The organism is Paenarthrobacter sp. TE4293 (assembly GCF_050435325.1).
Lineage (GTDB): Bacteria > Actinomycetota > Actinomycetes > Actinomycetales > Micrococcaceae > Arthrobacter > Arthrobacter nitroguajacolicus_C.
This window is the reverse complement of record NZ_JBNJRY010000003.1, coordinates 350,715-371,800: the sequence shown is the minus strand read 5'-3', so window position 1 is coordinate 371,800 and position 21,086 is coordinate 350,715. Positions and strand designations below refer to the sequence as shown.

The window sequence follows — 21,086 nt, the reverse complement described above, 5'->3', positions numbered from 1 at the left end:
TTTTCAGGTTGTCGCGAACTCGCATGCTTGATCCTTCGGTTAGGGGGCAAATACAGCCAAGCGGGGTGTACCCGTCACTCCTAGAGAGTGACATCCAAATGCAAAACGTGACGCGCGTGGCAAAACCAGATGTGAGGCAAAGCCCAAGTCCCCAATGGATCTCCTGCCACAGGCAGTGGTTCACGTGCTAGCCGGACTGGACTGTCATTTCGCGCCGGCAACGGCATCTATATCCTTGATTGATGAGCGACATTGCGCACTCCACCATTGCCTTTGAAGGGCACTTCGCCCGGGACCTACCCGAGATGGCTGTTCCGTGGCGGGCGGAGGAGGCTCCCGAACCGCAGCTTCTGGCACTCAACGAGCCACTCGCCGTCGAACTCGGTTTTGAACCTGACTTCCTCCGGAGCCCGGAGGGCGTCCGGCTGCTGATCGGCAATGCCCTGCCCGAAGAGGCAACCCCGGTAGCGCAGGCTTACTCAGGTCACCAGTTCGGCTGGTACTCACCCCGTCTGGGGGATGGGCGAGCCCTTTTGCTTGGCGAGATTGCCGGCCCTGACGGGAAGCTGCGGGACCTGCACCTCAAGGGGTCGGGACGTACACCCTTCGCGAGGAACGGGGATGGCCAAGCGGTGGTGGGGCCCATGCTGCGAGAGTACATCGTGAGTGAGGCCATGCATGCTCTGAACATTCCCACCACGCGTAGCCTTGCTGTGGTCGCAACGGGGCGTGCCGTTCAGCGTGAGACCCTCCTCCCGGGGGCCGTCCTGACCCGGGTGGCCAGCAGCCACCTGCGCGTCGGCAGTTTCCAATATGCCAGGGCCACCAATGATTTAGAGCTGCTGCGGCGCCTTGCTGATCACGCCATCGAACGCCACCACCCGTCAGCCGTGGGGGAAGCCAACCGTTACCTTGGCCTTCTTGAGGCAGTCATCACTGTTCAGGCGACTCTTGTGGCCCAGTGGATGCTGGTCGGGTTCGTCCACGGTGTCATGAACACTGACAACATGACGGTGTCCGGGGAAACCATCGATTATGGTCCGTGCGCCTTCATGGAGGGCTTTGATCCTGGCGCAGTTTACAGCTCCATCGATGAGTCCGGGCGGTACGCCTACCGGAACCAGCCCCTGATTGCGGAGTGGAACCTTGCACGTTTCGCGGAGTCCATCGCGCCCCTCATTCACGACGATGAGGAACAGGCCGTAGCCCTTGCCGTTGAAGCACTTAACGGGTTCCGCCAGCAGTACAGCGCTGCCTGGTTCAGTGGTATGAAAGCCAAACTTGGGCTGCCTGAGTCAATCGACGACGGCGTCGCCTCACCTTTGGTGGATGAACTGCTGGAGCTGGTCCAGGAGGCGCGTGCGGACTACACCTCGTTCTTCCGAAGCCTCGGTAAGGCGGCCCGCGGGCAGGCTGAACCCGCCCGCGGTACCGTTCTTGACCTGGCAGCGTTCGATGCCTGGTTGGAGCGTTGGCGTGCTCTCACACCGGATGCCAATGCCATGGACAGGGTCAACCCCATCTATATCCCACGCAACCACTTGGTGGAGGAGGCTCTTGCCGCCGCAACTGAGGGTGACATGGACCCGGCAGTGCGGTTGCTGGCAGCTGTAGGTGACCCCTTCAAAGAACGTCCGGGCCTGGAATCATATGCTGATCCCGCGCCTGAGAGCTTCGGCCCCTACCGGACGTTCTGTGGCACGTAAGGGCCCTAGGCCCAGACGGCCCGAACCACCATGTCTGCACCGGCAGCCAAATGCTGGCCGGTGTGACCTGCATCCAGCACGCACACGTCCTCAGATTCGGGAGCGCCTGTTGAGACAAGGCATTCTGCTGCCTTGAAGCTTAGAAGTTCTACCGGGAGGCTGTCGCCGATTCGAAGTTCACTCATGATGTCCTTTTGGATCGCCGGGCAGCAATCGTTGACTCCGCCCGGTGTAGGTGTTGGAGAAATGCCTTCTCCCTGGGTCGCCGGACTTCATCAGCGGATACATCCATCTTGCCTTGCTGCACTGACTTCCGTCTACGCGGAAGGTGTGACAGCTAGCTGAAGTTTGAGTGATTCAGGATGGTGAGGAGTTCTTCACGCAGATTCCCGCAATCCAAGGCAACTGTCGAGAGCACGATGTTCTCCTCGCACTGGGATTGCTCCAGCAGCGTCAGCCCCAAATCGGTAATGGAAACCACTTGGCTGCGTCGCATGAACCGATTCGGTTGGCGGCGGACGTAGCCTCGGGACTCAAGCCTGGCAAGAAGCCGGCTCATGGTTTGGGCTTGCAGATGGACGCTCTGGGCGAGCCTCCCGGGCGTCATGGGGCCAGCTGTCGCCACGGTTTCAAGGGTGAGCACGGCCGGATACGTGAGCCCCAAGGGACGCAGTTTCTCGTTCCATGCCAGTTCCACGAGCCGTGCCGCCGTGGACAGCAGACGGCTGGTTGGCCATCGGTCCATGTCAGGCATTCAGACCCCCGGGCTTTTCCAAAATAGTCAGCTTGCTTACTAGGTTACATGAGGCAGGTGCCAGGTCCCGGCTACGCGACCAGGGCACAAGACCAATTGCCCTTGAGGCGCGTCGTTGGCCCCGCGCGTGGCTAAGGTTGCAGAGTCGATTGCTGTTTGGGCTTTGAATTGGGGGACGAAGGGAAATGGATCGTCGAATGATACTTGGAGCAGCCAGCCTTGCATTGCTTTCGCTTACGGCCGCGAGCTGCGACGAGAGGCCGTTCACCCGCGACTATGCCCGGTCCACTCCGAACTCTGCCATTCAGGTGGGCGATTACGCGGACAGGACTTGGGAGTACGTGGACGCCGCTGGCGCAACGAAGGAGCTTAACCGCTGCGAAGACTTGAGCGCGTGGAACGTCTCCTACAGTTGCACCTCACCCGATGGCACAGTTGAGCTGACCTTCAATCAATCCAAATACGGCATGCGGAAGCCGACGCTTCACCTAGGTGATGAGGAGGTGCCGCTGTACTGCATCAACAACGGCTTCGGGGGAGACGCGCTGAGATTTTGCCTACCGGCGTCGGACCCGGCGGTTCCGCCCCAACCGGTCCCTCGTCGCGGCGATTCATAGCGGGTGCTACCCCTGCAGAGCGTGACTCCTGAAAGACGATGTGGACCGCAGCAAACTGTGGAAATTCGGGCCGCCTCATCGTGAGGACTACTTGCGAGTACCACCAAAGCGGTACACAAGTGCCCACTCAGGGGTGATGTGCGCGGCGCTGCTATCCACAAAGGCTGGAGGCATCGGGTGCATCGCGTGCCCTTGGAGAGGCACGGTTGAAGAGGTCTGTTAGGAAAATGCTGGTGAGCGTCACCGCGGTTGGTGGCTTGCTGGCGGTGGGTTTGGCTACCACAACAGTGGTGAATGTCGTGGCGACCGAGGCGGAGGGCCACCGGATTGAATCCTACGGAGACAGGGTGCCTGTGGATGGTGGCATGATGAACGTCTTCCTAAGTGGTGCCGGAGACGTTGTTCTGCTTCCGGGATTTGGTACCTCTTCTCCTGTCCTGGACTTCGCACCGTTGGCTACAGACCTCGCCAAGGATCACCGCGTCATCGTGGCGGAGCCATTCGGATACGGCTTAAGTGACGGCACCCAGCGAGAGCGGACCACAGAGAATATCGTCTCAGAGGTCCACGCAGCGCTGGAGGCGTTGGAGGTTGACCCATACATCCTGATGGGGCACTCCATCGCAGGAATCTACGGCATTGAGTACGCGGCGCGTTACCCGGAAGAAGTAACGGCATTTATCGGCATTGATTCGAGCGTTCCGGGTCAACCCGGCATGGACACCCAATTCCCCACGGGGCTCTTGGCCGCTGCGAAGCACCTCGGCCTGCTCCGTCTGGTGGCCGCTGCCGGAGACGGTTACGGCGACGCGTACTCCGATCATGCGCGTGAACAGATGCAGATGCTGACCCAGCGGAACTCCATCTCGTCCACCTATCTCAACGAGATGACCCATATCCGTACAAACTTCGAGCGAGCGCTCGGGACCGGCTTCGCTGAGGATCTGCCTGTGCTTCTCTTTGTGGTGTCGGAGAACGAGAAGAGTCCGGAGTGGCTGGGACTGCATGAGAGGCAGGCCCTGAGCGTTACTGATGGCACCGTGGTGCCGCTCCCGGGAGAGCACTACCTCCATCACACTCACGCTACGGAGATCGCCGATGGGTTTCGGCAGTGGGCCGCCACCCGCGCAAAGTAGGCGGGCGGGCTGAAACAAAAGTGTCCCGCCTGATGGGGGATCAGGCGGGACCCATCGACCATAGCCTCGCTAGCTGGTAATTCGCCGGGTGCCCCTGCCCTCGTCTCGACGTGGTGCTGTGCGTACTCTGAGTTCATGAAATCCGAGGTCCGGACTGTCGCTCTGCGAACCGGTGTCAGCGTTCCCTGTTTTGTGCAGGGTCACCTTGAGCAAACGGTCAACGACGGCGGCACGCCGTTGGTCCTGTTGCACGCCTGGGGTGAGTCTTGGCGGAGTTTTGAGCGGCTGATTGCCGGACTCTCTGACGAGGTTCTGGTGGCACCCGATATGCGTGGGCACGGTCTTGCTGAGAAGCCTTCCGGCGGCTATTCGCTGCTGGAGGTAGCCGAAGACGTCGTGGCGCTGTTTGAAGCCCTGGGTCTAGTTCGTGGCGACGTGTTGGGTTCGTCCAGCGGGGGATATGTTGCGCAGCAACTAGCCGTGGTGCGCCCGGACCTGGTGGCCTCGCTGGTTTTGGTGGGTACGCCGCTGAGCCTGCAGGGAAAACCGCCGTTCGCCGCCGAAATGGATTCGCTGACCGATCCGATTTCAGAGGAGTGGGTCCGGGCGTCCTTGTCTTGGTACCGGCTCCTGCACACGGTTCCTGCTTCCTACATTGAAGATCGGGTGCGGGACGGTTTGGCCATGCCGGCCTCCGTTTGGAAGGAGTCGCTGCGTGGCTTCTACGAGGCGGTACCGCCGACGAAAACCGGTGCCATTTCAGCACCCTCTTTGATTCTCTGGGGTGCCCACGACCATCTGGTTCCGCGGCATCATCAGGAGACCCTTGCCAGCCGCATTTCGGGATCGCGCCTCAAGATCTATGAGGAGACCGGTCACCTGGTGCTGTGGGAATGTCCGGACCGGGTGGCGGGGGATGTGACGGGATTTTTGGCTAATGTGCGGGCTTCTAGGCCTTGATGGTTTCAGGGCTAGCCGCATTGCATACTAGGCCCGAGGATCTAGAGAATTGCCGTCATGCCGTTCCAACCGGTGCCCACTTTTGTGGCCGTTGGCCAGGAGAATCCGCCGTGCCCCGAATACATCCAAAGCTCGCCTGCTGAGTTTCGGGCGAGGATGTCGGGCCATCCATCGCTGTTGAAGTCGCCCGGCCAAGTCAGGGAGTTCATGACATTCCACCCCTGGCCGATTATTTGCTTGGGAAGGATTGGGGCGCTCGCTTGCGGGAAGAGCCACCACAGCGCCCCGGAGCCGTCCCGGGCGGCCATATCGGGCGCCCCGTCTCCGTTGTAATCACCGACGCCGATCATTTCAGAAAGGCCGTTCCAGCCAGCGGTGTACCAGTGACGCGGCAGCCATCCACCCCGTCCATCAGCCCTGTACAACCATAGAGTGCCGCTACTGTCGCGAGCTGCTATATCCGGGGGGCCGTCTCTGTTGAGATCTCCCACTCCCACCATCGCGGTTATGACATTCCAGCCCTGCCCCACTTGGCTGCGGGCCAGCCACCCACCGGCGCCGTTGCCAGGGTAAAGCCAAAGCGCTCCGCCGCCGTCACGAGCCAGGATGTCGGATTTACCGTCACCATTGAAGTCGCCGGTGGAGACCATCGTCGTCATGACGTTCCAGCCCTGCCCCACCTGTCTGCGGGGCAACCATCCTCCGGTGCCGTTCCCTGGGTAGAGCCAGAGCGCCCCGGCGATGTCCCTGGCCAAGACATCGGACTTACCGTCGCCGTTAAAGTCATTTTTTACTGGAGAAGAAACCGAACCATCGATGATTGACATGTTCCATCCCGTAGCGTCGACCACGTAGACCCGGTTCGTAACTGGGTTGACAGCCGCGTCGCCAGAATCGCCACCAGTTTTGACGACTGATGTACTGTTATTTGAACCGTTGATGATGGTGGTCCCTGAGCGTGGTGTCGGGGCATAGACCTTGTTGTTGCCTTCATTGATAACCAAGTCGGTGATTTTCCCGGGGGTTCTAAATTCAGCCACCACCATCTGATTTCCCGGGTCAATGGCTTGGATGTATCTATCTGTGGAGCTGCGTTCCAGTTCTACATAGATCATGTTGGCAGTCGCGTTTATAGCCAACTTCCCTACAGGATAGCCCGACGGAATGGAGCTGGTAATTGTGTCCGTTCTGCCGTCAATGACCTGAATGCCGGCACCGTACATGCTGGACGTAGTGAAGTAGATCTTATTGGTCACCGGGTTGATCGCGACGGCTAAAATGCCACCGGCCCCGATGTTGATCGATGAGCTGACGGTGTCGGTGTCGATGACACTGATCGTGCCGCCACTCAAGACGTAGACCTTGTTTGTGGTTGGATTCACCACGATGTCCTCCACGCGGCCAGCAATCGGCAAACTAGTGGTGGCATGGGTGGCGCCGTCGATGATCGTGAGGGCGTTGGTACTGCCGAGGTATATCTTGTTGTTCTTCTCGTTGACGGCCAGAATGCTCCCGTCCACAGGAATCCGATCGGGCTCGCCGTAAGTGGCCCCGTCCACCACAGCAACGTAACGGTCGTGGGTGCTGACGTAGATCTTGTTCGTCGCGGTGTTAACGGCGACATTAGAGTAACCCCAAACTGGAAGATGGCGGCCTCCAGCAGGACCACCGTGCACATACACGCCAAATTCAGTAGTGACGTACACCGTATTGGTTACTGGATTCACCGCAATGCTGTTTGGAAAATAACCCACACGAAAATCGTCCGTTACCGTATCGGCATCTGATGGTGAAACGGGGCTAGCCATCAGCGCCGCTAGCGTTACCCCAAAGATGACTGAAAGGACAATAGATCGGCGACGGCGTCGAACTTTCAACCTCCCGCCCACACGCGATCCATACAAACGAGCACCCATTGAATCCCCCAAAATTCGCCACGCGGAAACACTTCGATGTGAGGATTCTACAGAAGGGATAGCTGTGAGTAAGGGGCAGCCCAGCTATTGGAGGCTTTTCGTCTCAGCTATCCATTGGTAAGGCGCGTCAGTTCACTGAGGAAGTGAGCGTTAGCCCCTTCGCTGTAGTGGAAAGGCTGCCGTCCCCACTTGTGTCCTACTGCGGCCAGGGGCGCGCCGCCCGGGTAGTCGATGAATCTTATGCCGGGCGTCTTCTCAATCTCTTTGTAAAGGTCGTAGAGCAGCCTATTATTGCGGTCGAACCACCTCGAGCGTGGAAAAGGCACTCCGTCGGTATCAACCGTCGCCCAGAAGACACGATTCACAATGATTTTGAGGGGATCAACCAAGTTCGTGAGCACCTTGATTCCTTCAACACGGCGTGCCAAGCCAGAATCACTCCATGGTTCTTGGCTAAGGGACAGGTCATATGAATAACCGGTCGCCTTAAGCTCCTCCGATTCGGTGATGGTGGTTCCACCAATTTCTATCGTGTTCATGCGCTCATCGATAAAATCGACAACGAGCACATCGAAGGAGCTGTTAGCTAGGGCTCCAGGAAGCGACTTGTTGATGTCGGCCTGGACCATTCTTTTCTGGAAGCGGCTCTTAAGGACATCAACATCAGGTAATTCTGTGCCAGATTCGGGCGGTTGGCGGAAGGCACTACCCACGGACGACCTAGCAAAGTATCCTTCGAGTTCGAAGTCGCTGGGATTCTCAAAGGGATCTCGGGATACGCAGCTCCCGTAAATGAAGACAGATGGCACCGATTCAGCGTACAGCAAGGATTGTCCTGCGGCTCCCTGACCCCTGCCAAGTCACGCAAGCAAGCGGTCAGTTGCCCTTTTCGAGAGCATGCGCAGTGATGTATGCGCCCAGTTGGTCCTTTGACAGTGCAGCAGCAATCTCGGAGATGGCTGTCGTGTCTGCGACGACGATCGACTGACCGTCAGTCGAAGTACCCGTGCCGAGAGTCGGCAATGTAAACATGACGGTATCGCTCGCTCGAAGGTCCTTCATCCCCAGCGCGAGGTTACCGATAGCCCCGGCGTCGAAATTCTTGTCGACGCTGATGAAAGGTGAGACTGCGCCAACCATGCTGTTGACAGTCACTGGGTTTGTCAGCGTCTCCCGTGCGATGGTCTTGCTGATAATCGCTTTCATATAAGCCTGCTGGTTGCGGACGCGTTGGTAGTCGCCGTCACTGAAGGACATGCGTTCGCGGACGAACGCCAGAGCCTCGTCGCCGTTCAACGTCTGCTTACCAGCTTCGTAGTAGTGGCCCTTCATGGGGCCTTTGGCTGGCGCGAATGGAATTTTCACGTCGACTTCCACGCCCCCCAAAGCATCGGTGAGGCCTTTGAATCCTTCAAAGTCGACCATGGCGACATGATCGATGCGTTGCTGGAAGAGGGACTCAACGGTCTGGACCATCAGAGGGACGCCTCCAAGTGCCAAAGCAGAGTTGATCTTCGACTGGCCCTTCCCGGGGATATCCACCCACAGGTCACGCATGAGAGACACTGCGTACACGTTCTTACGGTCTGCGGGAATATGAACAAGCATCAATGTGTCGGCTCGCTGATCCGTGGACACCTGGGTATCGACATCGAGCTCAGCAGATCCGCGGGTATCGCTGCCCATCACCAGGATGTTCATCGGCGCGGGACCGTTGACGGGTTCTGTCTTCTGTGGTCGGGTTGACTCTTCCGGGAAGGCCGTCTCGATTTTGGTTGTGCCTGAGTTGAAGGTCTGTGCCAAGTTGAAGACGTAGGCGCCTCCAATGAGGCCAACAACGAGCACGGCGGCGGCGAAGCCAAGGAGCACGTTTCGGGCGGTTTTGCTGCCCTTTTTTTGACGTCGAGGACGCGAGTCTGCAGTAGGAGTCTCAGTATCTGTCGGGAGCGTCATGTGTTCCTTGGTGTCGGCGTCAGCAGTGATGATTCTACCAAGGCGCAAAAGTCGGGGGCGCAGAGAGCGGCCAGTTTCATCTGAGCGAGTGCGCCCTAGCCGAGCTCGGAATGAAATTTTGGGGATGTATTGCCCCAGACATTGGTCACTTTTACGTAGTAGTTTCCTGGGCTCTTCACGGTTGTCGAACCTACGTCGACAGTGATCATTTCGAGCTGGGGGTTCAAGCCATACTGCTCTCCGTAGTCGGAATTGATGCTGCTCGCCTTCACGGATTTCGTTAGTTGCTTTCCCTTTTGGTCTGTCCACTCCAGCGTGGCTGTACTTCCCTTCAGGTTGAATCCAGCAACCTGAACTTGACCGGATGCTGGGCGGAAGGTTGTGTCAGTGATGATGGGTGTCGACAGCCCCTTCAGTATCTGGTTCTTCAACGGGGTGCCGTTTCCCTTGCAGGTGAAGTAAGAGTCCCACATGAAGGAGATGACTTTCCTTGCATTGGCCATCTGTTGAAGTTGACGGTCCAGCCGCGCTTTTGTTGTCTGCCCGCGAAGGCTGTCCGCGCAGTAGTTGGACGCTGTAGCCGGTGCCATGCCCTCTAGATTGGCCCACAGCACGGCTCCGGTGCCCGCGATCCCAGCGGCTGCGGCAGAAAAGTACTCCTTGTTGGGAGCCAGATACTTGTTGCCCCATGTTCCGTTTCCCACGATAGACGCCGCAAAAGGATCAACCGTGGAGTTTGCTTCACTTCCGGTGAAAGCCGCACCTTTGCCCGTTCCCATGCCGTCCTGGATAGCGATGTTCAAGACCACGCCTTCCGAGGTCTGCGCGATTCTGCGGATTCCGTTTTGTGCCTTCTGCAGACTGATTCCTGTTTTGGTTAGGCGAGCATCGATATAGGGACTGACGATCGCTTGGCGGGTAGGTAAGATGCGATGAATGGCACGGTTTTGGCTGGAGTACAGATCGAGCACCGAGTCGAACGTACTGCTATCTGTAAGAGGCATCTCAGTGTGGTGGTAGAACCCGGCCAACCCACGTACATCGTTGGCTGAGCGTTGGTAGGCAAGAAAGCGTTCAGTCAGGAGCGTCAGTGTCCCCAGATATGAAACATCGGGGAGATACGGAAGGTCGGCTCTTTTCGCGGGGGCGGGCATGCCTGCATAGAACTTCATGCCGAGCTTGGTAGCGGCGTCGGCAAGGGACCGGGATGGATCTACGGCGGACGAACTACCGCCCCCAACGACCACTACGTCGTATTTTCCGTCTGAGGACGTGCATTCTTGACCCCTTTGGGGCAGAACCAACACGACGTAAGACTGCCCGTTGTTGGTGACCTTTCGGTCGTTGGGGCACTTGAGCGCAGTGTCGCCCCAGTTGCTTCCGTCCAAAAGAGTGAAGAAGCGGTCAACGCTAAGAGGGCCAGCTGCCACACGGGCGCAAGACTTCCCGTTGATTGTGCAACCACTGGGTAGCGACTCGAGCGTGGCAGGTTGGAGCGAAGTTCCGAAGGTGATGACGGTGTCGCCTCCGAATGCCTTGATATCCGCCAACTTCTTGTAGTTTGCAGAGTCGCGGGAGCTGGCGGAGATAAAGTACCCACTTATGGGGTAAGCCTCTGCGGCCAATTTCGGGTTGGGCTCCTTTGCTGTACCAGGAGCGGCGATCTCAGCGGTCTTGCCTTCCGCTCCATTGCTCTGCACGGAACCCAACCCGGCGGTTACCGAGGCGGCAACGGACAGTGCCAAGACGCACGCTATTGCTCGCTTCGATCTCCGGGGAACACGCTTCATACGGGACTTTTTTGGGCTCGCTTCGCGCTGCGGCAACTTCCAGAGCGGCATGACTTCCTTGGGCTAGGCGTGGGCAGCTTTGACTCTAGCAAGGGAGTGGAGACCCACAGGCATCAAGACTGTGGATTCCAACCTTAGTGGAGCGTGTGGGAAGTCAGCTGACGGGGCACCGCTAATCCATACGATAAACTAATGCGGGTCGCCCTCCGATGGTGGACGTCCGTGCGCCGCCAAGTCTCAGGCGGTCGCGTTCGACAGGACACTGACAGCGTTCTGAAATATATGCAACGGGGGGAAAGTTGGGCACCGGAATCAAACGTGTTCAAGCCGCACTTGTGGTTTTGATGCTGGCCATCCTCGGGTTCCTCGGAACTCAGCCTGCACTCGCCACCGATACTGGGCCAGTGCCGGGGCCAGGGTCGGAAACCGGAGAACCTGGAACACCCACGGAACAACCCGTGGTTCCCCCGGTGGTTGTCCCCCCAATCCTTGAGCCGGGTCCGCCCCTAACGCCATTGGACCCTGAGCCTTCCCCCGCACCCGTTGTGCCACCTGCGGAGCCTTCGCCAGTGGTTCCGCCTATCACGGAACCTGTAGCTCCGCCGGCCGTTGAACCAGTCGCCCCGGTGATTCCTGCTCCGCAGCTGCCGGCACCCGAGGTGCCTGCAGAAGAAGGCCTCCAAGGATATGTCGTAGACCCTGAAGTTCCGACGGAAAGCGCGACCACGGCCCCCGCTATGCCGTCATCATCGCCGACGCCTACACCGACGGCCACTAAAACCGCTACTCCGGCAGTTGCCAGCGCGGACATCGCAGGACCACTCAAGGTCGCATTAGCCCCAGTTGCTGATAACAATCCCGTTCTTCAAGGAATTACTGTTCTCGTACTTATCCTGTTGGGCGTCGCGTACTTCCGGGCTCTGCGTTCCAAGGGAGTCCCTGGACCCCGCCTCAACGGCAAGTAGGCCCATGGGTAACACCCTCCTTGGGGACACGGCTGCGGAAAATCCTGCATTACCGATGCGTCTCATGCTCCTCACTCACTCTTACTGGCCTGAACACAGCCCTCCGCAGCGCAGGTGGCAGTCCTTGACTCGGGAGTTCCGACGGGCAGGTTGGGATGTCGACGTTGTTTCTCCGGTGGCGCACTATCCAAACGGGCGACGGAACCTGCCTCGCCGTGAGGCTGGTTTTGCCTTCTCGCACCAAGTGGGACCGCACGGGGAGACTGTCCGCAGAGTGCCCTATTTGCGTCACCTGGGTACTTCGTCGCTGGCGCGATTTGTGGATCAGCTCTTTTCCGCTGTCATGTCAGTTCCTATCGGTCTGAGTGGCAAGAAACCGGATGCAGTTCTTGCGACAGCGCCGAGTCTCCCCACCCTGGCAACCGGGTACGTTCTTTCAAAACTTCGCAGGGTGCCGTTTATCGTCGAGATGCGCGATGCTTGGCCAGACTTGGCGAGGGATGCTCGAATTGTCCAAGGAAGCGTGAAGAGCATAGTGGAGCGAGTTGTCGAATTCGTTCAGCAGCGTGCCGATCTGGTGGTAACGGTCACCGAGGGTTTTGCCGAAACGTTGCGGGAACGTGGCCTGAAGAATGTTGTGACAGTCAGCAACGGGCTAGATCTGAACTCAATACCCTTCCTCGAACCACCGGAACTGAACCGGGAAGACTTCCGAGCACTCTACTTGGGCAACCACGGCAAGAGTCAACGTCTAGACATACTTATCCGCGCGAGCGCACTACTTGGCGATGGGTTCCACCTGACACTCGTAGGACACGGCACCACTCGACCACAGTTGGTGAAACTTGCCCGTGAGTTAAATGCGCCCGTTACTTTCTTTCCCTCACTTCAGGGGCCGGAAGTCGTAGATAAATACCGCGAAGCTGACACGTGTATTGTCTCGCTCCGTGACGACTGGAAGTCGTTTGAGACCACGGTGCCATCCAAGACATATGAGGTTCTTGCTATCGGCCGGCATGTCACGGCCATCGTGCGTGGGGAAGCGGAGCGGATAATTCTCGAGGCGGGAGGGGGCGACGTCGTGCCCGCCAACCCGGAGGCTGTGGCACAACTTTGGCGCGATCTCGCAGCTGACCGCGGTCGATTGGCTTCCGGCGCCAGCGGACGGGAATGGGTTCGCGACAACGCTGACTATGCCCAGTTGGCCATCAAGTATATGGAGACAATTTCCGTGCTCGTGCATCCGAAACATGCCATAAACGGGGAGCATGCCACGTGATCCAATTCCTTCGCAATATCAGGATCATGGCTAGGACCGTCTCTGAGCACGCGACCGAGGCTCCATTCGTCTTGATCCTGCAAATTCTGAGAAAACTGCCACCTCATTGGGTCAGGCCGGTGGCCCGTCTTCTCGCCGGTATGTCCCCTTCCTCAGGACAAACACTCTTTCTAGTGGCCAGTCTTGCTGCTGGGCAGCGGGACGGGTTAACCGCACGTTTTGCGAGCGTGCAGGCCTCTGGTGTCGGGGGAGAGCCAGCAAGGAGAGCCGCTGAAGTCGCACTTGCCGCAGGGCACCCTCAATGGGCGGACACACTCCTGAAGCATGCTGGCACCTCGTCGCAGACTCCCGCAACGATCGCCAGGCGCAAGTGGTACGACGGTGACATGACTGGAGCAATTTCTGTGCTTCAGGGGCGCACAGGCAGTATGGTGAACCAGCGGCTGCGGCTCGAATCGGAACTAAAGGTATTCAGGGGTTGGAGTCCGACGGTTCAGTCAGCGCCTATCGCGGCTGAACCTCGCCGTGTGCTTCACCTGCTCACAAACTCTGTACCCCACACGGGCAGTGGGTACGCGCGGCGCTCGCACTCCATCCTTACTGCGCAGCAGGAAGCTGGGTGGGAGGCTCTCGCTGTCACCCGACTGGGATACCCCGTTCAGATCGGAGCGTTGAGGGCCAGAAGCCGGGACTTCGTGGACGATGTCCGTTACGAGCGAATCCTTCCGAGCCACATGGCCAACACCATGGACGGCAGGCTACAGCAGCAGACATCCGAGCTTCTGCGGAAGGCTCTTGAATTCAGGCCCTCTATTATTCACACCACCACACACTTCGTGAACGGGCTGGTGGCCCGGGAAGTGGCCCAGGCCCTGGATATCCCATGGGTCTACGAAGTTCGTGGACAGTTGGCCGACACTTGGGCATCCAGCCGCGATGAGGCGGCCCGCACCAGCGAACGGTACGGGCTTTTTAGTGCACGGGAAGCCGAAGTCATGCGCTCTGCGGATTTAGTTGTCACCCTTGGCGAATCCATGAAGCGGAACATCACTGCCAGCGGTGTTCCCGAGCACAGGATCCTGATCAGTCCCAATGCCGTAGGCGGTGCCTACTTGGAAACTCCACTAAATCACCAAGTAGCGCGCGAGGCCCTGGGGCTTGATCCAACCGACCTCTATATAGGGACTGTCAGTAGCCTTGTTAGCTATGAGGGCCTGGACGACCTCGTCACATCATTTGCGCTGCTTGCGCCAAGGCTGCCAAAGTTGAAGCTGGTGTTGGTAGGGGACGGCGCGGCCGCCCCTGCGCTTCGGGACCAAGTACAACGTCTTGGACTTTCGGATCGGACCATCTTTACCGGGCGGGTCCGTCCTGAACAGGCACGCCTCTTTCACTTGGCGTTGGACGTTTTCGTGGTCCCTCGGAAGGATTCGGCAGTAACTCGGGCGGTAACACCGCTGAAGCCTGTGGAGGCGCTCGCCTCAGCCCGACCGGTTGTGGCCAGTGACCTGGATGCCCTCCGGGAAATAGTGCATGACGGCGTTAACGGCAGGGTGACCGCGGCCGAGAACCCAGAGCGGCTGGCGGAAGTATTGCTGGAGTTGCTGGAGGATGAAGGATTGCGCCAGCGGCTGGGAGCCGCAGGCAGGCAGTATGTATTAGCCACGAGGACGTGGCAGGCCAACGCTCGCGCGTATGGCCAAGCTTATGAAACTTTGGCATCTAACTATACGAGGAGGGTCAGTTGATGTCGGCGAAAAAGGCAAAGCTTCCGCCGCCCGCGGCCGTCCAACCGATGTCGGTGGATATGCGCAAGCTGTCTCGAGTCGGTTCTCGGCCTGGGTTCCTGGACTATTTGGTTCGACTGTGGGACTACCGTCAGTTCATCTTCTATGATGCACGCGCCCGGGTGCAGACAGGTACGCGAAAGGATCGGCTGGGCAGCGCATGGTTGCTCCTCAACCCGGTTTTCAACGGACTGACGTACTACTTCATTTTCGGGCTGCTCCTTAACACCAGCGGCGGAATTGAGAACTTCATTGGGTACCTGATCGTCGGCATCTTCATGTTCCAATTCAGCGCTGGCGCAATTACTGAGGGCGCTCGATCGATTCGTAACGGCAAGTCTGTCGTGCAGGCTTTCAACTTCCCTAGGGCAGCATTGCCTATCGGCGCCAACATCAGAGAACTTCTCTCCTCTGTGCCCCTGATTCTAGGGATGCTGCTTTTGATCGTTTTGATACCGCCCGCAGAAAAGATCAGCTGGTTGTGGTTGTTGATCGTTCCAGCCGTCGTCCTTCAAGGTGTCTTCAACTTGGGCGTGGGCATGATTCTCGCGCGCATCATTTCCATAGTCCACGACGCGACACACCTGCTTCCGTTCGCAATCCGTGCCTGGATGTACGCCTCCGCCGTCTTCTATTCGTACGAGAGATTCATCCACGAGCCCGCGCTGCTGGCCGTCATGAAGTACAATCCTCTGTTCAATGTGATCGATATAGTCCGTAACTGCGTCCTTTACGACACAGTTCCAGCGTGGGAGTCATGGGCGAGTCTGGCGGTCGTTGCATTTGCAGCGCTGTTGATCGGGTTCATCTTCTTCTGGAGGGGTGAAGAAACTTATGGTCGCGATTGATCAAACCGTATTTGTGGATGGGCCACCATGCGTAGTGGTCGACAAAGTCCGGATGAGCTACAAGGTCCCTTCATCAGACGGACGCACTACAGCTAGCCGGCGGGGAGTCAGGGGGACGCTACGAAAAGTTTTTCGTCAGACGAACCTTGTCACTGTGAGCGCCCTGAAGGAGATATCCCTCGTCGTTGAACGGGGCGAGTCGGTGGGTATCATCGGTCGGAACGGATCCGGCAAGAGCACCATGATGAAGCTAATAAGTGGCCAAGTCGCTCCGACTCATGGCGCAGTCTTCGCTTCCAGCATGCCAGTCCTTCTCGGGGTCCATGCGGCTCTTGTGCCTGATTTGTCCGGGGATCAAAACGTTGTTCTTGGTTGCCTCGCCATGGGGATGGACATGGAGCAAATCGACGAGCGATTTGACAGTATTGTCGAGGTGTCTGGCTTGGATTCCGCGATCTATCTGCCGATGAAGTCATACTCATCGGGTATGGCCTCACGCCTTCGCTTCGCAATAGCGGCTTCGGTTAATCCAGAAATCCTCTTGGTTGATGAGGCCCTCAACACTGGCGATGCACAGTTCAACAACCGCAGCAAGGCACGGATGGATGAACTGAGAGCGCAGGCCGGTTGCGTCTTCATCGTAAGCCACAGCCTGGACACAATCCGCAGCATGTGCAGCCGCGTAATTTGGCTCGACAAGGGCGAACTGATCATGGACGGGGATACCCAGGAAACGACTCAGCTCTACCACGAATTTTCGTCGCACCTGTCGAAGGGAAATAACATCAGCGCTGCCAAGATAAAAGACCAAGCCAGAGCGAACCTAGTTGCGACCCAAGTTCTTGAGCGTGCCAGTGGCCGCCGAATTGAGGGACGCTGACATGGCGTTCATCGGGGACGCGCGCACGGCAGCTTGGCATCTGCGCCGTGGCGGATTCAGGCAGCTCGGAGAGTGGCTGCGACGCAGGCGCATCGAATCGCGAAACGGCAGCTGGAACGCGCTGTCAATGCCAACAGCCGTGGACGGACGAGGCCCGGCTACTTTTGGGCCCTATCGCATTCCTGACCGGGACCCGCGGCGCTCTGACGTTACTGTAGGAGTCATTTTGGATGATTTCTCAAGTGCTGCGTTCTCCTTTGAGTGGAATCTGGTTCATCTCCTCAAAGATCAGTGGTCCACCCAACTGGCAGAACGCCCCATCGATTTTCTTTTCGTGGAGTCCGCGTGGAACGGCAACGGTGGCTCATGGCAGTACCAACTCATGGGTGCTTCCGGTCCCAAGCCAGAATTTCTGAAGCTCATGGCGTGGTGCCGTGAGCATTCCATTCCCACCGTTTTCTGGAATAAAGAAGATCCACCTCACTATATGGATTTTCTTCCGACAGCGGGCCTGTTTGACATGGTCTTCACGAGCGACTCAGACCGAATCCCTCACTACCGCCAGGACTTGGGGCACGAGCGTATTGCAGTGCTGCCGTTCGCAGCTCAACCGGCCATCCATAATCCCATCCGAATAGGACGTTCCAGGCATTCCCGTGGTGTGGCTTTCGCCGGGATGTATTTTGCTCACAAGTATCCTGAGCGCCGGCAACAGATGGACCTGCTCTTGAATGCGGCGAGAGATGCTGCCGGTCAGTCAGGTCCCCAACTTGAAATCTTCTCCCGGCAGCTCGGCGGAGATTCCAACTATCAGTTCCCTGTGCCCTTCAACGAAAACGTCGTGGGAAGCCTGGATTACTCTCGGATGCTCACGGCCTATCGGGATTACAAGGTATTTCTGAATGTAAATTCCGTAGTTGATTCTCCCAGTATGTGCGCCCGAAGGATCTTCGAAATCACAGCCTGTGGCACCCCGGTGGTGTCCACACCTAGCGCCGCCATTAATCAGTTTTTCGCGTCCGACGAGGTCTTCGTCGCGGAGTCACGGGACCAAGGGGCACATCAAATCCGCATGTTGGCGCGCAGCCCCGAGCTCAATGATCGAGTGGTTCACCGGGGCCAACGTCGGATCTGGGCTGAGAACACTTATGCTCATCGAGCCGAAACAATAGTTGCTTCCGTCCTGCCAGATCGAAGTCGCGCCGTCGATTTGCCACTGGTATCCGCACTTGTGCCATCGATGAGACCGTCTCAGCTGGAGCATGTATTTGCGACCGCTGGGAGCCAGGTAGATGTGGATCTCGAACTAGTGCTGCTGACGCATGGATTTGAAATCACCCAATCACAGGCGCAAGAATGGGCCGACGAGTACGGCATACGGCGATTCAAACTCTTATCGCAGCCTAGAGAAGTAACTCTCGGGAAGTGCCTGAACCTGTGCGTCGAGGCTGCTTCGGGCGCTGTGCTGACCAAGATGGATGATGACGACTACTACGGCCCAAACTACCTTGCGGACCTGCTGTATGCCTTGGACTATTCCAAAGCAGACGTTGTCGGGAAGCACGCTCATCACATGCATTTCAGATCGAGCCGGATGACAGTGTTGCGGATGCCGCACAAGGAACACCAATTCAGCCGCTTCGTGATGGGCCCGACTATTACAGCTCGGAGGGAAGTCTTTGAGGCACATCCATTTGAAGAACTCAACCGGGGAGAGGATACGGCTTTCTTGAAGGCAGTTTCCTTTGCTGGTGGCTCTATCTACGCGGCGGATCGATTCAACTTTTGTCAGATGCGCCAAGCTGACGGACATACGTGGAATGCCTCCGACGAGGAACTTGCGGCGTCAGGCGAAATTTTGTTCTTTGGAGATCCCAAAGAACACATCACCGTTTAAAAAGGGGAAAGAAATTGAAGACTATAGAAACTGTAGCTGTCATCGGATTAGGCTACATCGGACTGCCGACTGCGGCGATTCTGGCCACCAATGGCATCAAGGTCACAGGTGTAGATGTAAATCAGAAGACCGTGGACGCTGTCAATCGCGGTGAAGTCCCGTTCGTTGAACCGGATCTTGGCGTTCACGTCGCAGGTGCGGTTAGCCAGGGTAACCTACGCGCCACTACGGAGACTCCTACGGCTGAGGCATACATCGTGGCCGTCCCCACTCCTTTCCTGGCGGACCGTTCCGCGGACCTCAGCTACATCGAGGCAGCTGCGCGTGGAATCGCTCCTAAGTTGACCGGCAACGAACTCGTCATTCTTGAGTCCACGTCGCCTCCGCGTGCGACGCGCCACTTGGCTGAATTCATTCTGGCACTGCGGCCCGACTTGTCCCTTGACGGCGCCAACGGAGCACCGGTTGTCCATTTCGCTCACTGCCCGGAGCGGGTGCTGCCAGGGCGTGTCATGATCGAATTGGTGACCAATGACCGCATTGTTGGCGGTATAACCGCGGAGGCGGCTGAGCTGGCGAAGAGCCTCTATGCGGTATTCTGCCAGGGCGAAATTTTGGTGACGGATGACGTTACAGCTGAGATGGCGAAACTTGTGGAGAACTCTTATCGCGATGTGAATATTGCCTTCGCAAATGAGCTCTCGGTCATCAGCGATAAGCTCGGCATTGATGTCTGGGAACTTATTCGCTTGGCCAATCACCACCCGCGCGTAAACATTCTTCAGCCCGGTCCGGGTGTTGGCGGCCACTGCATTGCTGTTGACCCTTGGTTTATCGTTGCAGCCTCGCCCGATGAATCGAAGTTGATCAGGACAGCACGTGAAGTCAACGACTCCAAGCCAGAATGGGTTGTAGACAAGGTTCGCGAAGCGGCGGAGTCGGTCGGAAGCGAACCCACCATCGCGGCACTCGGACTAGCCTTCAAGGCCAATATTGATGACCTTCGCGAGTCTCCGGCCATTGGCATTGCGGCATCGCTGGCCGACAGGCTGCCTTCCGCCAAGATTCTGGTTGCTGAGCCCCACGTTGACGCTCTGCCAAGCGCCCTCAAAGGGCACAGTAATGTTCGGCTCACAGTCACGGCGGAGGCAATCGCCGAGGCGGATATAGTGCTGGTCCTCGTAGACCATGACGAGTTCAAAGTAGTAGACAGCGAGTCCCTCGTCGGGAAGACCGTCATCGATACGCGGGGTATCTGGCGAGCGCGTGATTCCGAAGATCTCCCCGCTGCAAACGCTATAGCCAGCTAGTTCTCGGTTGCCAGAATCGAGCAGTGGGGAAGCCCGGGGCCCACAGTTCTTGTTGAACCGGGGACGTCAGTCCCGGGCAGTTCTCTAACGTCCTCCGAGTCCTCCAGGCTGCCTTTTGGGCGGTCCCGTCCAGTACCGAGTCTGGAAGAGCAGTGCAGTTGTGAGAGAATCCAGCAACAACGAGAGACACGTTTTTTGGACGAGAGAAGCCATGGATAGTTCGACTGAAGAGATCGCAACAACGTCGGTAGACATTGTGCACGGTGACAAGCACATTCTGATAGAAGCCGTTGCGGGCGACCACATCGCTGCCACGATTGCGGCAACGAAAAAGTTCTACGAATGGCAGTTCCTTGGGACCTTGGCGGAGTATCTTGCACCCGGAGATTTGGTCGTGGACGTTGGGGCCAATATAGGCAACCACAGCCTTTACTTCGCCGCTGTGTGCGGGACCAATGTGATTTCCTTTGAGCCTCTCCCGCTTGCCGCCGAGATTCTCCAACGCAACATCGCGGTCAATTCCCTCCAAGAGCAGGTCGAAGTACGCCGCAAGGCGTTGGGCGAACACGCCACAAAGGCAAGACTTGAGAAGCTGGACCTCACAAATGTTGGCGCAACAGCCTTCGCCGTGTCTCCGGACGGTGACTTCGTGGTCAGCACCTTGGACCTCGAGGACATCCAGAAGCGAGTTTCGTTGATCAAGGTCGACGCTGAAGGTATGGACATCGCTGTTTTGAAGGGGGCCGTGGGGCTTATAGAGCGGGACAGGCCAATGATTGCTTGTGAGGCTGCCACCGCAGCTCAACAAGCCGACCTGGAGCACTTCGCCTCGGAACTGGGATACTCGTTCATTTTCAGGTTCAATGCGACAGCGACCTATGTCCTGGCCCCAGCCCGGACTGCCCTTGAGCGGGCCAAAATCGAGCGACGCGCTGCCGGTGTTATCACTAGCACTCATTGGGCCACCAGAGACTTGTATTACCGCGTAGGCTTGGTTGCCAGCGAGCTGAAATCCGTCAGAGCCGTGCAGGAGTCCCTCACCACGCCCACTTCCTCGGGCCATCGCGTCGACAGTGTCATAGCTGATCTATCGAAACGGGTTGAAGAGTTGGAGTCGCTCGTTAGCGAGCTTACCGCCCGTATGGATCGCGACTCGTCGTCGGTCGATTGACATATGGCCCTGATTATAAAGCTGCGGGGGGCAGAGGATAAGATCAACAGGTTGCCATTCGTCGTTTCGTTGGGGAGTCCACAGTGTCAGATCGCCGTTACATTCGGCTGAAGGAAT

Annotated in this window: 17 protein-coding genes; 10 read left to right on the top strand and 7 right to left on the bottom strand. The window is 57.9% G+C overall.

Annotated features, from left to right (window positions below):
* Positions 1–242: 242 nt before the first annotated feature.
* Positions 243–1,706: a protein adenylyltransferase SelO gene (locus QF015_RS08005; protein WP_429388241.1), complete on the top strand. Its 1,464-nt coding sequence runs from the start codon at positions 243–245 to the stop codon at positions 1,704–1,706.
* Positions 1,707–1,711: 5 nt separating this feature from the next.
* Here QF015_RS08005 and QF015_RS08000 read toward each other — a convergent pair whose 3' ends face one another.
* Together QF015_RS08000 and QF015_RS07995 are read right to left on the bottom strand one after the other, a co-directional pair.
* Positions 1,712–1,891: a hypothetical protein gene (locus QF015_RS08000; RefSeq protein ID WP_310206581.1), complete on the bottom strand. Its 180-nt coding sequence runs from the start codon at positions 1,889–1,891 to the stop codon at positions 1,712–1,714.
* Between the two features lie 152 nt (positions 1,892–2,043).
* Positions 2,044–2,451: a MarR family winged helix-turn-helix transcriptional regulator gene (locus QF015_RS07995; RefSeq protein WP_310206579.1), complete on the bottom strand. Its 408-nt coding sequence runs from the start codon at positions 2,449–2,451 to the stop codon at positions 2,044–2,046.
* Between the two features lie 853 nt (positions 2,452–3,304).
* Here QF015_RS07995 and QF015_RS07990 point away from each other — a divergent pair.
* Together QF015_RS07990 and QF015_RS07985 are read left to right on the top strand one after the other, a co-directional pair.
* Positions 3,305–4,213 carry an alpha/beta hydrolase gene (locus tag QF015_RS07990; RefSeq protein WP_429388237.1) on the top strand — a complete coding sequence of 303 codons (909 nt, stop codon included), beginning with the start codon at positions 3,305–3,307 and terminating at the stop codon, positions 4,211–4,213.
* Positions 4,214–4,348: 135 nt separating this feature from the next.
* Entirely contained in the window at positions 4,349–5,173 is an 825-nt protein-coding gene (locus QF015_RS07985) for an alpha/beta fold hydrolase (protein WP_310206573.1), read from the top strand.
* Between the two features lie 41 nt (positions 5,174–5,214).
* Here the strand turns inward: QF015_RS07985 and QF015_RS07980 are convergent, their stop codons facing one another.
* The 5 genes from QF015_RS07980 to QF015_RS07960 all read right to left on the bottom strand — a co-directional run bounded on the left by QF015_RS07980 (position 5,215) and on the right by QF015_RS07960 (position 11,803).
* On the bottom strand, positions 5,215–6,981 hold the full coding sequence (locus QF015_RS07980; RefSeq protein WP_429388235.1) for an FG-GAP-like repeat-containing protein: 1,767 nt from the start codon (positions 6,979–6,981) through the stop codon (positions 5,215–5,217).
* Positions 6,982–7,196: 215 nt separating this feature from the next.
* Positions 7,197–7,916: a DUF6270 domain-containing protein gene (locus tag QF015_RS07975; RefSeq protein ID WP_429388234.1), complete on the bottom strand. Its 720-nt coding sequence runs from the start codon at positions 7,914–7,916 to the stop codon at positions 7,197–7,199.
* Between the two features lie 49 nt (positions 7,917–7,965).
* Positions 7,966–9,042, bottom strand: a complete 1,077-nt coding sequence (locus QF015_RS07970; RefSeq protein ID WP_310206565.1) for an LCP family protein — start codon at positions 9,040–9,042, stop codon at positions 7,966–7,968.
* 95 nt (positions 9,043–9,137) lie between these two features.
* The gene (locus tag QF015_RS07965) at positions 9,138–10,787 is read right to left on the bottom strand and encodes a hypothetical protein (RefSeq protein WP_429388232.1); all 1,650 of its coding nucleotides are present in this window, start codon (positions 10,785–10,787) and stop codon (positions 9,138–9,140) included.
* An 878-nt stretch (positions 10,788–11,665) separates the two neighbouring features.
* The gene (locus QF015_RS07960; protein ID WP_310206560.1) at positions 11,666–11,803 is read right to left on the bottom strand and encodes a hypothetical protein; all 138 of its coding nucleotides are present in this window, start codon (positions 11,801–11,803) and stop codon (positions 11,666–11,668) included.
* On the opposite strand from QF015_RS07960, the gene QF015_RS07955 reads away from it, so the two are divergent.
* The 7 genes from QF015_RS07955 to QF015_RS07925 all read left to right on the top strand — a co-directional run bounded on the left by QF015_RS07955 (position 11,802) and on the right by QF015_RS07925 (position 20,969).
* Positions 11,802–13,076: a glycosyltransferase family 4 protein gene (locus QF015_RS07955; protein ID WP_429388230.1), complete on the top strand. Its 1,275-nt coding sequence runs from the start codon at positions 11,802–11,804 to the stop codon at positions 13,074–13,076. The two genes, QF015_RS07960 and QF015_RS07955, sit on opposite strands and share 2 nt — an antisense overlap.
* 527 nt (positions 13,077–13,603) lie before the next feature.
* On the top strand, positions 13,604–14,824 hold the full coding sequence (locus QF015_RS07950; RefSeq protein ID WP_310206556.1) for a glycosyltransferase family 4 protein: 1,221 nt from the start codon (positions 13,604–13,606) through the stop codon (positions 14,822–14,824).
* On the top strand, positions 14,824–15,711 hold the full coding sequence (locus QF015_RS07945) for an ABC transporter permease (protein WP_310206553.1): 888 nt from the start codon (positions 14,824–14,826) through the stop codon (positions 15,709–15,711). The genes QF015_RS07950 and QF015_RS07945 overlap by 1 nt, the downstream gene beginning before the upstream one ends.
* Before the next feature lie 154 nt (positions 15,712–15,865).
* Positions 15,866–16,591, top strand: coding sequence for an ABC transporter ATP-binding protein (locus tag QF015_RS07940; protein WP_310206549.1), 726 nt, complete (start codon positions 15,866–15,868; stop codon positions 16,589–16,591).
* A gap of 226 nt (positions 16,592–16,817) precedes the next feature.
* Complete coding sequence (locus tag QF015_RS07935) at positions 16,818–18,488, top strand: glycosyltransferase family protein (RefSeq protein ID WP_429388227.1); 1,671 nt, start codon at positions 16,818–16,820, stop codon at positions 18,486–18,488.
* A gap of 14 nt (positions 18,489–18,502) precedes the next feature.
* Entirely contained in the window at positions 18,503–19,798 is a 1,296-nt protein-coding gene (gene wecC / locus QF015_RS07930; RefSeq protein WP_429388225.1) for a UDP-N-acetyl-D-mannosamine dehydrogenase, read from the top strand.
* A 160-nt stretch (positions 19,799–19,958) separates the two neighbouring features.
* A complete protein-coding gene (locus QF015_RS07925; protein WP_429388224.1) occupies positions 19,959–20,969 on the top strand; it encodes an FkbM family methyltransferase in 1,011 nt (336 codons plus the stop codon).
* The last annotated feature ends 117 nt before the right edge of the window (positions 20,970–21,086 follow it).

Bases quoted from the DNA above. Each gene is read 5' to 3' on its own strand.
- QF015_RS07995 (WP_310206579.1), bottom strand. From the start codon at position 2,451: ATGGACCGATGGCCAACCAGCCGTCTGCTGTCCACGGCGGCACGGCTC.
- QF015_RS07955 (WP_429388230.1), top strand. From the start codon at position 11,802: ATGGGTAACACCCTCCTTGGGGACACGGCTGCGGAAAATCCTGCATTA.
- QF015_RS07980 (WP_429388235.1), bottom strand. From the start codon at position 6,981: ATGGCTAGCCCCGTTTCACCATCAGATGCCGATACGGTAACGGACGAT.
- QF015_RS08005 (WP_429388241.1), top strand. From the start codon at position 243: ATGAGCGACATTGCGCACTCCACCATTGCCTTTGAAGGGCACTTCGCC.
- QF015_RS07985 (WP_310206573.1), top strand. From the start codon at position 4,349: ATGAAATCCGAGGTCCGGACTGTCGCTCTGCGAACCGGTGTCAGCGTT.
- QF015_RS07945 (WP_310206553.1), top strand. From the start codon at position 14,824: ATGTCGGCGAAAAAGGCAAAGCTTCCGCCGCCCGCGGCCGTCCAACCG.
- QF015_RS08000 (WP_310206581.1), bottom strand. From the start codon at position 1,891: ATGAGTGAACTTCGAATCGGCGACAGCCTCCCGGTAGAACTTCTAAGC.
- QF015_RS07960 (WP_310206560.1), bottom strand. From the start codon at position 11,803: ATGGGCCTACTTGCCGTTGAGGCGGGGTCCAGGGACTCCCTTGGAACG.
- QF015_RS07970 (WP_310206565.1), bottom strand. From the start codon at position 9,042: ATGACGCTCCCGACAGATACTGAGACTCCTACTGCAGACTCGCGTCCT.
- QF015_RS07990 (WP_429388237.1), top strand. From the start codon at position 3,305: ATGCTGGTGAGCGTCACCGCGGTTGGTGGCTTGCTGGCGGTGGGTTTG.